The organism is Halobacterium bonnevillei (genome assembly GCF_009831555.1).
Classification (GTDB): Archaea; Halobacteriota; Halobacteria; order Halobacteriales; family Halobacteriaceae; genus Halobacterium; species Halobacterium bonnevillei.
The window spans coordinates 1-11,273 of sequence record NZ_WUUU01000096.1 but is presented as its reverse complement, the minus strand read 5'-3'; the positions used below and the strand labels follow the sequence as shown (position 1 = coordinate 11,273).

General features: G+C 68.1%; 12 protein-coding genes and 1 tRNA gene. 9 read left to right on the top strand and 4 right to left on the bottom strand.

What is annotated here, in order from left to right; translation table 11 throughout:
- On the top strand, positions 1-1,116 hold a 1,116-nt coding region (locus GRX66_RS11870), incomplete at its 5' end, for a site-2 protease family protein (protein ID WP_159526753.1).
- A 54-nt stretch (positions 1,117-1,170) separates the two neighbouring features.
- Here GRX66_RS11870 and GRX66_RS11865 read toward each other — a convergent pair.
- A complete protein-coding gene (locus GRX66_RS11865) occupies positions 1,171-1,695 on the bottom strand; it encodes a PadR family transcriptional regulator (RefSeq protein ID WP_159526752.1) in 525 nt (174 codons plus the stop codon).
- A 225-nt stretch (positions 1,696-1,920) separates the two neighbouring features.
- Between GRX66_RS11865 and GRX66_RS11860 the strand changes: the two genes are divergently transcribed.
- Positions 1,921-3,450 carry a heme-binding protein gene (locus tag GRX66_RS11860; protein ID WP_159526751.1) on the top strand — a complete coding sequence of 510 codons (1,530 nt, stop codon included), beginning with the start codon at positions 1,921-1,923 and terminating at the stop codon, positions 3,448-3,450.
- A 315-nt stretch (positions 3,451-3,765) separates the two neighbouring features.
- Positions 3,766-4,434 carry a class I SAM-dependent methyltransferase gene (locus GRX66_RS11855; RefSeq protein ID WP_201293006.1) on the top strand — a complete coding sequence of 223 codons (669 nt, stop codon included), beginning with the start codon at positions 3,766-3,768 and terminating at the stop codon, positions 4,432-4,434.
- On the opposite strand, the gene GRX66_RS11850 is transcribed toward GRX66_RS11855, so the two are convergent.
- Complete coding sequence (locus tag GRX66_RS11850) at positions 4,415-5,473, bottom strand: aldo/keto reductase (RefSeq protein WP_159526749.1); 1,059 nt, start codon at positions 5,471-5,473, stop codon at positions 4,415-4,417. The two genes, GRX66_RS11855 and GRX66_RS11850, sit on opposite strands and share 20 nt — an antisense overlap.
- A gap of 91 nt (positions 5,474-5,564) precedes the next feature.
- Here GRX66_RS11850 and GRX66_RS11845 point away from each other — a divergent pair, with 91 nt between their 5' ends.
- From GRX66_RS11845 to GRX66_RS11830, 4 genes are all read left to right on the top strand, one after another.
- Entirely contained in the window at positions 5,565-5,768 is a 204-nt protein-coding gene (locus GRX66_RS11845; RefSeq protein ID WP_159526748.1) for a hypothetical protein, read from the top strand.
- A gap of 58 nt (positions 5,769-5,826) precedes the next feature.
- Positions 5,827-6,738, top strand: coding sequence for an acyltransferase (locus tag GRX66_RS11840; protein WP_159526747.1), 912 nt, complete (start codon positions 5,827-5,829; stop codon positions 6,736-6,738).
- Between the two features lie 104 nt (positions 6,739-6,842).
- Entirely contained in the window at positions 6,843-7,094 is a 252-nt protein-coding gene (locus tag GRX66_RS11835; RefSeq protein WP_159526746.1) for a DUF7577 domain-containing protein, read from the top strand.
- On the top strand, positions 7,091-7,801 hold the full coding sequence (locus GRX66_RS11830) for an Nmad3 family putative nucleotide modification protein (RefSeq protein ID WP_325064082.1): 711 nt from the start codon (positions 7,091-7,093) through the stop codon (positions 7,799-7,801). The genes GRX66_RS11835 and GRX66_RS11830 overlap by 4 nt, the downstream gene beginning before the upstream one ends.
- A 147-nt stretch (positions 7,802-7,948) precedes the next feature.
- Here GRX66_RS11830 and GRX66_RS11825 read toward each other — a convergent pair whose 3' ends face one another.
- Positions 7,949-8,290: a hypothetical protein gene (locus tag GRX66_RS11825; protein ID WP_233745488.1), complete on the bottom strand. Its 342-nt coding sequence runs from the start codon at positions 8,288-8,290 to the stop codon at positions 7,949-7,951.
- A gap of 217 nt (positions 8,291-8,507) precedes the next feature.
- Between GRX66_RS11825 and GRX66_RS11820 the strand changes: the two genes are divergently transcribed.
- Positions 8,508-9,908, top strand: coding sequence for a sulfatase family protein (locus GRX66_RS11820; RefSeq protein WP_159526745.1), 1,401 nt, complete (start codon positions 8,508-8,510; stop codon positions 9,906-9,908).
- A 150-nt stretch (positions 9,909-10,058) separates the two neighbouring features.
- Here GRX66_RS11820 and GRX66_RS11815 read toward each other — a convergent pair.
- Positions 10,059-10,129, bottom strand: a tRNA-Gly gene (locus GRX66_RS11815).
- A 130-nt stretch (positions 10,130-10,259) separates the two neighbouring features.
- On the opposite strand from GRX66_RS11815, the gene GRX66_RS11810 reads away from it, so the two are divergent.
- Positions 10,260-11,066 (top strand): NAD+ synthase, encoded by an 807-nt coding sequence (locus tag GRX66_RS11810; RefSeq protein ID WP_159526744.1) that lies wholly within the window; start codon positions 10,260-10,262, stop codon positions 11,064-11,066.
- Positions 11,067-11,273: the final 207 nt, after the last annotated feature.

Genomic DNA, 11,273 nt, shown 5'->3' with positions numbered 1-11,273 from the left:
GGCGGGACATCACGCGGCGACCGGCTCACAGCCGTCGACGGCGAAGCGGTCGCGAACAACACCGAGTTCGAGGCCGCGCTCCGGGACAGCGCCGACCGCCGCGTGACTGTCACGCGCGCCGACGGCGACCAGGTAGACGTCGACCGGCACCTTCTGACGACCGGGGTTGCCGCCGACTCTCCGCTTGCTGCTATCGAGACTGGCAGCGTCCTCGCGTCAGTCAACGGCACCGACGTCTACACGGAAGCCGGCCTGGACGAGGCCGTCCAGAACCGCACGGTGGCGACGTTCGAAACGGCGAACGGGACGACGGTCACCGCTCCGGCGGGCGCGTTCGTCACAGTCGTCCCGGACGGTCCCGCGGCGAACGACGGCATGCCCGCCGAGACGGACGCCATCGTCACGTCGTTGGCCGGCGAGCGGGTGACCTCGCGGGCAGACATACAGGCGGTTCTGGACGGACTCCCACCCGGTGAGTCCGTCGAAGTCGCCGCGTACGTCGACGGTGACCGCGAGACCTACGAGGTGGAACTCGGCGAGCAAAGCGACGGGTCGAGCTACCTGGGCGTGGTCATCGCACCCGGCGTCAGCGGCCTCGCAGTCTCCGGGTTCGGCGCCCAGCTGTACCCCGCGGACTCCTTCCACGCGCTCGTCTCCGGGGACGTCAGCGGCTCGGCGGCCATCTCGGTGATGCTCGGCGGCGGCGAGGGCGGCGTGGCTGGCTTCCTACAGGGCATCTTCGCGGCGCTGTTCCTCCCGCTGTTGAGCCTGCTGGACCCCACGCTGGCGTTCAACTTCCCCGGGTTCGCGGGCGTGAACACGAACTTCTACGTCGTGGAGGGCGCGCTGGGCGCGCTCCCGGCCGGGGTGACGTTCGTGTTCGCGAACCTCCTCCTGTGGACGGGGTGGATCAACCTCAACCTCGCGTTCTTCAACTGCATCCCCGCGTTCCCGCTGGACGGCGGCCACCTCCTCCGGACGGTCGCGGAAGCCGTGACGTCGCGGCTCCCGGTCGGTGACCGCCGCTCGGTCACGCAGGCCATCACCACGAGCATCGGGCTGCTGATGCTCGCCAGTCTCGTGTTGATGTTCTTCGGGCCGCAGTTACTGAACTAGGCCGCGGGACGCGAACGGCCGGCGCGGACTGTCTCGCGTCCGGCGTCCCGACCGCTACTCGTCGTCGAGACCCATGCGGTCGGCGAACTCCTCGGGCGTGTCCTCGACGCGCTCGAACTCGTCGAAGTAGTACTCGTGGTGACGGATGACCTGCTCGGTGATCCACGCGGAGAACTCCTCGTCGAACCGCCAGCCCTCGCCGCGCTCGGGGTTCGTGACCTCGAAGCGCTCGTCGGTCGCGAGCGCCGCGAACACGTGGTAGAATCCGAGGATGACGTCGGTGAAGTCGTCCCCGGTCTCGCCGACCTCGCTGCGCTTCTCCGCGAGTTTCTCGTGGCCGTCCTCGGTGATTTCGAAGTACTTGCGGTCGGGTTCGTCCTCGCGCTCGATGCGCTGGGCGAACCCCTCCTCCTCGAACTTGTACAGAATCGGGTAGACAGAGCCGTAGGAGGGCTCCCAGTGCCCGCCACTGATGTCCTTGATCTCCTTGAGGATCTCGTAGCCGTAGCGCGGCTTCTCGTCCAGCAGCTCCAGCACGAGATATGAGACGAGTCCCTTCGGCGGACCGCTCTTGCGCATTCGGGCGGACGTTCCGCTGTTCAGCGGGAAAGCGTTTCGGTCGCGGTTATCTCAGGAGAGCCGCGGGAGCGGGTTGACCGGCCAGTACGTCCAGGATTCCCGGAGCAAGTGCCCGAGGACGCTGCCCCGTCCGAGGCACCGGCCGAACGACGGACGGATACTACATTTGGGTTGTCGCTGGCGCGTTTGGGAAAACCCTTCTACGGCGAATGCAAACACGCCTACATGGTAGACGCGCCGCAGACCGAGGAGGGCTGGTTCGCACTCCACGACTTCCGAACCGTCGACTGGGACGCGTGGCGGGAGGCCCCGGAGCGCGACCGCGAGGCCGCACTCGAAGAAGCCGAACACTTCCTGAAACACCGAGAGGTCGTCGCCGACGCCGAGGAGGGCGACTCCGCCGTCTTCGCCATCACCGGCCACAAGGCCGACCTGCTCGTCGTCCACTTCCGGGAGACCCTGGACGAGGTGGAGCGACTCGAGCGCCGCTTCGAGGGAACGGCGTTCGCCGAGTACGCCGAGCAGTCCCACTCGTACGTCTCGGTCACCGAGATCTCGGGCTACACCAGCCCCGAGTACTTCGAGGACCCGGAGAGCGTCGACGAGGGCCTCAAGCGTTACATGGAGGGGAAACTGACTCCGGAGATTCCCGAAGACACGTACGTCTCGTTCTACCCGATGAGCAAGCGCCGCGACCCCGAGTACAACTGGTACGACCTCTCGATGGAGGAGCGTGCAGAACTGATGGCGGGGCACGGCGAAATCGGCAAGCAGTACGCCGGCAAGATCAGCCAGGTCATCGCCTCCAGCGTCGGCCTCGACGACTGGGAGTGGGGCGTCACGCTGTTCGCGGACGACCTCACGGACATCAAGGACATCGTCTACGAGATGCGCTTCGACCCCGCGTCCTCGCGGTACGGCGAGTTCGGCGAGTTCTTCGTCGGCCGCCGGTTCCCCGCCGAGGACCTCTCGGCCTACATGGCCGGGGAGGAGGTCCCCACGCCGGACGGCGAGGGACACTCGCACGGCGAGGAGGAGCACGCCCACGGTGAAGCCAGCCACGCGCACGGCGACGAACACGCCGAGGGCGCCCACCACGGTGGCGAGGGTCACGGCGAAGGTCACGCACACGGCGGTGCAGGCCACGACCACAGCGGCGACGACGGCGACGACGAGGACATCCGGGGTGAACTCGAGGACCTCGACATCTACGCGGGCCAGCCCCACGGAGAGGACGTGTACGCGACCGTGCTGTACTCCGAAGCCGACGTCGACGACCTCTTCGAGGAGGTCGACGGTCTCCGCGCGAACTTCGACCACTACGACACGCACGTCAAGACCGCAGTCTACGACGGCCGCCAGACCGACCGCCGCGCCGTCGTCTCCATCTGGGACACCGCCAGCGCCGCCGACACCGCGGCGGGCTTCCTCTCCGACCTCCCCGACGTCGTGGAGCGAGCCGGCGAGGAGTCCGGGTTCGGCACGATGGGCATGTTCTACGAGACCAAGCCCGAACACACCGACGACTTCGTCGAGAAGTTCGACACCGTCGCCGACGTCCTCGCGGACATGGACGGCCACTTCGAGACGGACCTGATGGTGAACGTCGAGGACGACAACGACATGTTCATCGCCAGCCAGTGGCGCTCTCAGGAGGACGCCATGGCGTTCTTCCGCTCTGAGGACTTCAGCGACACCGTCGACTGGGGCCGCGACGTGCTCGCGGACCGCCCGCGCCACGTCTTCCTGGCGTAAATTTTTGCTCGGGGGTTCGCTCCGCGAACCCGCCCCGCAAAAAGTCACAGCAAAAGGCCTCACTCACTTCGTTCGCGCGGTGAAACCCTCGCTGCGCTCGGGTATGCTCGTGTTCGAGTACCAGGGCGCTCGAACCTCGGTTCTTCGAGGAGGGTCACCGGAATGGTTCTCTCACGGCCCTCGTTCGGAAGTGAAGTGACTGACGCGGCGAACGTGCAGGCGTCGCTGGGACGCGGGTGGAGACGTTGTCCCTTTTCAATGGGCCCGACGTGCGGGGCGTTGGGACGAAGACGGTCCAGTCCGTTAAACGATCCAATGACCGTCTCAGACTGGTGGAACCGCACGCGGTACAGCCTCTACGCGCCGGTGTACGACTGGGTGGCGAAACCGCTGGCGCGCGGTCGCCAGCGCGCAATCGAGCGCCTGGACCTCGAGCGCGGCGACCGCGTGCTGATTCTCGGCTGTGGCCCGGGCAGCGACCTCGACTACCTGCCCGAGGGCGTTTCGGTGACTGCCGTGGACCTCTCGCCCGCGATGATTCGCCGGACCGAAGCCCGCGCTGAAACACTCGGCGTAGACGTGGACGCTCGCGTCGGCGACGCTCGCGACCTGCCGTTCGGAGACGACACCTTCGACGCAGTCCTCCTGCACCTCGTCCTCTCAGTGGTTCCGGGCGCCGAGCAGGTCGCCACCGAAGCCGACCGCGTGCTCGCGCCGGACGGCCGCGCCTCCATCTACGACAAGTTCGTCCCGGAGGGCGAGTCGCCGTCGCTGCTCCGGCGCGCGCTCAACCCGGTCACGCGGTTCCTGTTCTCGGACGTCACGAAACAGCTCGGGGCGCTGCTCGCCGAGACGACCCTCGAGGTCAGCGACCGCGAGTCGTTCCTCGGCGGCGTCTACACGGTCACCGTCGCTCGGCTGGCGAACAGTGAGGAAACCGGAGAGGCGAATCGTGAGTCGTCGGTCAGTCAGCGGAACCGATGAGCCCCGCGTCCTGCAGGTCCTCGCCGTCCACGCTCGTGCGGTAGTCCTCGTGGCTCATGCCGTCGAAGCGGTCCACGCCGAAGTTGTCGGCGTAGAGGTCTGCGACCCGTTTTTTCTCCTCGCCACTGAGCGCGGGCGTGTCGGGCGCGGCCGCCCACTCGTCGATGTCCGCCTTCGAGCGGAACGTCGGCGTGACGCTCGCGACCTCGTCGAAGCTGAGCAGCCACTGGATGGCGGCCTGTCCCATCGTCCGGTCCCCGTCGCGTTCTAAGAATCGCAGTTCCTCGATCTTCTCCCAGCCGGTCTCGTACCACTCGTCCGGGCGGAAGCCGCGGTGGTCGCCCTCGCCGAGTTCCGTCTCCGGGGTCACCTGTTCGTTCAGGAGGCCCGAGGAGTGCGGGACGCGCGGAATCAGGGACGTGTCGGCGTCCCGCTCGCGGACGTAGTCCACGAAGTGGTTGTGGACGTCCTGCTCGAGTACGTTGCCGACGTACTGGACGCCGTCGAACGCCTCCTCGATGGCCGCCTCGCCCTCGGCGAGCCACCCGATCGAGGGGCCGAGCGCGACGCCGATGGCGTCCGCCGTGCCGTCCTCGCGGAGTTCGTCGAGGAGTTCGAGGACGTCCGGCGTGAGTTCGTCCACGTTCGGGTTGTGTAACTGGAGGTAGTCCACGTGGTCGGTGCCCAGGCGGTCGAGGCTCCCCTCGACGGCGTCCCGGAGGTACGCGACGTTCATCTCCTTCGGGAGTTCGCCGTGGCCCGCCTGCGGGTTGTTGTAGAAGTCGTAGCCGACCTTCGTGGCGACGGTCATCTCGTCGCCGTGTTCGGCGAGCACCTCGCCGAGCAGTTCCTCGCTGCGGCCGTGGCCGTAGACGTCGCCCGTGTCGAAGTACGTGACGCCCTGGTCGAGCGCGTACTCCACCATCTCGATTGCGTCGTCCTCGTCGCGGTCACCCCACCAGTCGGTACCGACGACCCACGCGCCGAAGCCGACTTCACTGACCTCGATCCCGGAGTTCCCGAGTTCGCGGTGTTGCATGCCAGCCACTTGGGGGGACTGGCACTTAGCGGGTGCGGTTCCAGCGGCACGCAAAGCAAGCTTGAAGCCGCCGACCGGCGACCGACGACACATGGACGACGAAGTCGCCCAGCGACTCGCTGCCATCCACACCCTCCTCAGGAGCGTGTTCGTCGTGCTCAGCCTGCTCGCGGGCGTCGCCCTCACGTGGTTGCTGTTCGGCGCGGCCGAAACGATGTCCCTCCTGCCAGCAGTGTTGTTCGGTGGGGTCGTGCTGGTGCTCGCGTTCGTCGCCGGCCAAGCGGCCGGGCGGTGAACCGGAGGTTCCCGTCGGGACGGAAACCGATATCAGTGCCGACGGCAGACGTAGGGGTATGACAAAGCGACACGTCGCCCTCCCGGACGACGCGGAGGCGACGCTCCGCGGGTTCGTCTCTGCCGTGGACGACCGACTCGCGGCCGCCGGCGGGCCCGCGGAGCTCGCAGACGAGGTCACGGAGACGCTCGTGGACCTGCACGGGGACCGCGAGGCCTACGAGCGCTGGCGCGACGACGACGCCGTCTCGCCGGTGGAAGCCGCGCGGTTCGCGAACTACGACCCGCGGAACGCGACCCTGGAATCCGAGTACTACGCCGAGAAGGACGAGGAGGCGTTCGCGCGCTCGAAGCCCCTGCAGTGGCTGTGGCGGCAGTTCGACAACACGCCGCTGGCGGACAACGTGGAGTTCGCGCTGCGGTTCCGGCGGATGCTCGCCGACCACCTGTTCGCGGACGTCGGGGAGGACGTCCGCCTGTTCAAGGGCATCTCGATGACGTACGGCCACAACATCGAGATCGGGGACAACGTCGTCGTGCACGACGACGTCCACCTCGACGACCGCGGGAAGCTCACGATCGGCGACCGCGCGAGCGTCAGCGACGCCGTCCACGTCTACACGCACGACCACGACATCGTCGACCAGACCGATGTGGACAACTACCACACGATCATCGAGGACGACGCCCGCGTCACGCAGGGCGCGCTCGTTCGAGCGGGCGTCCGCGTCGGCGAAAATGCCGTCGTCGGCTCTCGGTCGGTCGTCCAGGGCGACGTCCCCGACCACCACGTCGCCGTCGGGATGCCCGCGAAGAGCATCAAGGTCAAACCCGGCTGGGAGTCGGTCGCCGCACCGCTGGAGAGCGCCAACGAGAACCGGCAGGACGAGCGCCGTCTCGACCACGACCTGCCCGAGGACCTCGATGCGTTCGACGAGTTCCAGCGCGACCGCTCCCCGCCGGACGCGTGACGATCGTCGACGCCCAGCGCACCCGGGCGGCTGGCGGCGTCTCGAGCGGACAGACACCCGAAGCGGGGCCAAGGCTGAATAGGCTCGCCGTGCTACTGGTACACATGGAATGGGGGTTGTTCGTGCTCGCAGTCCTGCTGGTCGCCGCACTCCAGTTCGCCGTCTGGCGACGGCTCCAGGACGGCAACCTCGGAACGCCCGACTCGACGGGACGGAGCGAAGCCGCGCCGCCCGCTGACCTGGCCCAGCGGGAGGGGAGTGACGACCCCGACGTCCAGCTGTGTCCGTCGTGTGGCGCGCAGAACGACGCCGACTACCGGTTCTGCTGGGACTGCACGAGCATGCTTCAGCCGTGACGCGGGCGGTCGCGGTCAACGTCGCGGCGAACACGAACCAGCCGGGCTTCCGCGGCCCGCTCCGAGCAGACGGGTCGTTCGTCTACGTTCCGATTCCGGAGTCCGAGCCGACCACCGAGCAGGTGCCGAGGTACGCGGACCTGGCGTTGTCGCTGGACCTCCCCGAGGACGTCCGCGAGACGCCCGTCCACCTCGACCCGTCGTTCGCGGACTACCCCTGCTGTGAGGCGTACACGTACGGCGACCCGCACGGCGTGAAAGCCCGCCCGCTGCTTGACCTCGAGGCGGGCGACCGCGTCTACTTCTACGCCACGCTGGAGGCGCCCGACGACCCTGCGGGCTGGATGGCCGAGGAGTGGGGCGCGTACCTCATCGGGGAGTTCACGCTCGCTCGCGACCCGGTGACGGGCGAGGAGTTCCGGGCGCTCCCGGAGCGCGAGCAGGCCGCGTTCGCGGGGAACGCGCACCTGAAACGCGACCCGTTCGACGCCGCCGTCATGCTCGCCGGCACGGACGACTCGCGGCGCTACGACGCGGCCGTCCCGCTCAGCGGTGCGCGCGGCGTCGAGGCCAACCGGGCGGTCACGGAGTGGTCCGCGGACTCGGGGAAGGGGCCGTGGTGGCGACGCCCACTCCGGTACGACGACGCGAGCCACGACCGCCTCCGGGAGTGGGTCCAGCGGGAGACGTACCCGGTTGTTCGCTGACGGTTCCGTGACTTCCACCTGAATCCCCTCGCAGGCTCGAACGCTACCCGTCCGAGCCGCTACCCGTACTGGACGACGGTCCGCAAGAAACGTCCCGAACTCGGCAGCGACGACATCGCCGAGTAGCTGGGCGACCACTACGCCGGACTACCGGACGTCGACGACTACCGAGGACTCGTCTGCGGCTCGCTCGTAGCGGCCGTCGTCGGTCACGCGGACGACGTCGAACCGCACGACCAGACGGCCGCCGTCTAGCGTTGCCCGGAGCACCGGGCCGCGACTCGTCACCACGACGTACGGCGGCGCGGCGACCGGGGCTGCCTGTAGCTCGCCGCCCGCCGCATCCGCGGCATCCGCGAGGACGCCGGGCAGCACCCCGAGCACGCCGTTCTCCGACAGGCAGGCTTCTAGCCGGTCGGCGACGTCGCTGGCGTCGTCCGTCCAATCGCGATCCCAGGAGTCGGCGACGGCGTCCGCACAAGCCGCCACGCCGCCACGACGTCAGTCCGCTCCTCGCGGACGTATTCCCGGGCGGCCGAAGGGTCCAGCGTCGACACGACCGAGTGTCAGTCTGGAGTGTGCTTGAGGGTTCTGGATGCCTGGAGTGCGACGAACAGCGACACAGCAGTGGCTGTACGGGTCGGCTCCGAGAGCAGGAACCGCATCCGTACTTACTTGCGGTATGCGTTAGATGTTCACACAGCACATGAACGTTGTCTTCGTCGACATCGACTCTCTGCGCGCGGACCACGTCAGTGGGTACGGCTACGACCGGAACACGACACCAAACATCGACGCGCTGATCGACGACGGCGTCGCGTTCGAGCGCGGATACGTCGCGAACTCGCCGTGCATGCCGTCGCGGGCGGCGCTGACGTCCGGTCGGTACGGAATCGCGAACGGCGTCGAGACCCACGGCCAGCAGTCCCAGCAGATGAACCGGCCGGCGAATCGGACGGACTGGGCGGGGTCGTGGACCGAGAATCAGCCCGACCGACCCTGGTGGACGCTGCCGGAACTGTTCTTCCAGAACCGCATTCGGACGATCGGCGTCTCGTCGTTCCCGCGGCACCCCGCGCCGTGGTTCTATCACGTCTGGAACGAGTTCATCCAGCCCCAGGAACCCGACGAGGACATGACGACCGAGTGGGGGCACGTGTCGTTCCAGACGCCGCGCGCCGAAGCAGTCGTCGACGAGTCCATCGACGCGCTCGAGCGAACGGACGCCGGAGACTACTTCCTGTACGCGCAGTTCTGGGACCCGCACGCGCCGTACAACCGTTCGGACGAGGAGATCGACCGGTTTCGAGACGGAGCGCTCCCGCCGTACCCGACCGCGGAGCAACTGGAACGCCACCGAACCTGGGACGCAGTGCGGTCGGCGTCGCACACGGGTATCGAGTCACGCGACGACCTCGCCGAACTGATTGCCGCCTACGACGCCGAGATCCGCTACGCTGACCGCCACGTCGGTCGGCTCCTCGACTACCTCCGGGAGACGGGCCAGTACGAGGAGTCCCTCATCGTCCTCTCGGGCGACCACGGGGAGGAGTTCGGCGAGCACGGACTGTACCGCGAGCACTGGTCGACTCACGACGGCACCCAGCGCGTCCCGATGGTCGTGAAACCGCCCGGCGACGCGCCCGTCGACCCGGGAGTTCGGGACCACCTGATCACGAACGTCGACTTCGCACCGACGATCGCGGACTACCTCGGTCAGCCACCGCCGGAGACCTGGCAGGGACGGTCGCTTCGCCCGGTCATCGAGTCGGCCGACGCCGACTGGCGCGACGAGATCGTCTTCGACCACGGACTCTACACCGCCCAGCGAGCGGTGCGAACGGACCGCTGGAAGCTGATTCGCACGCTCCATCCAGGCATGTGGAGCGGCGTCCTCCCCGACTACCAGCTATACGACATGGCGGTGGACCCGTGGGAACAGACCGACGTGAGCGACGAGCATCCCGACGTCGTCGACCGACTCGAACAGCGGGCGATCCGCTGGGCCCACCGCCACCGGGACGGGAGCGTCGACCCCCTCTACCGCGTCGCGGAGCGCGGCCCGTCGGGCTATCTCTCCTTCGAGCCGGACTTCGAGGGCGTGTGAGCCGCCCCTCGCTCTCGAGAACGGTCACGCAGCGTAGCAACCAATCGAGGCCGAAGGCGTCCGAAAAATGCGCCGACCGGGAGTCTCGTGAGCGCAGCGAACGAGACAACGGTCGGCGCACGAGCTGTCGAACGAAGTGAGACTGCGAAGTGCGCCGACCGGGAATTGAACCCGGGCCGCGAGCTTGGGAAGCTCGAGTCCTACCACTGGACCATCGGCGCGAACACGTCGACTGCAGGCGTTACTATCCGAGCGCACCACTTGAACGTAGCGTTTCGGCGAGTGGACGTTCGTCCACGAATCCGCGGGCGGCGAGTGGGTTTTAGTCGGGTGATTCCGAAGTGTGAATCGATGACAGGGCCAACCACCGTGGAGCCACTCGACTTGCGGTTCTCCGAGGCGGAACTCGCCGCGCGCCGCGACCACATCCAGTCGTTCATCGCGGAGCTGATGGAGGGGGCGGGCGCCGACCGCGCCGTGCTCGGGCTGTCCGGCGGCATCGACTCGACGACGGTCGCGCATCTCGCGGTTGACGAGCTGGGGGCGGACGCCGTCCACGGCCTCGTGATGCCCGGAGAGGTGTCCAGCGAGCAGAACATGAGCGACGCCGAGCGCGTCGCCGACCTGCTGGACATCGAGTACGACGTCGTCGAAATCGACCCCGTGGTCGACCTCCTGACCGACCTCTACCCGGACGCGGAAGGCGACCACGTCGCGGTCGGGAACGTGCGAGCGCGGACGCGAGCGGTCCTGAACTACCTCGTGGCGAACCACGAGAACGGGCTGGTGCTCGGGACCGGGAACCGCACGGAAGCGCTCGCCGGCTACTTCACGAAGTACGGGGACGGCGCGGTGGACTGCCACCCCATCGGGAACCTCTACAAGATGCAGGTGCGACAGCTCGCCCGCGACTTCGACGTCCCGGAGGACCTCGTGACGAAGACGCCGACGGCGGAGCTGTGGGCCGACCAGACCGACGAGGAGGAACTCGGCGTGGACTACGACACCATCGACGCCGTGCTCGCGCTCCACGTCGACGGCGCGATGTCGGCGGCCGCGACGGCCCGCCACCTCGGCGTGTCCGAGGACGTCGTGGCGACCGTTCGCGGGCTCTTCGAGGCCAGCCAGCACAAGCGTGCGGTGCCGCCAGCGCCCTGAGGGGAGGTCGAGCGGGCCAGCATACGGGGGTGAAGTGTGAGACGTTACTCCTCGAACGGGTCGTCGGCGAGGAGACGCGCGAACGCGTCGGCTTCGCGACGGTCGGTTTCCTCGCGGTCGGCGTCCGCGGCGAGCAGGCCCTTGAGTTCGCGGAGCGCGGCCGCGTCGTTGGCAGCGATCTCCCCGGCGACCGCCCTCGGTTCGGGG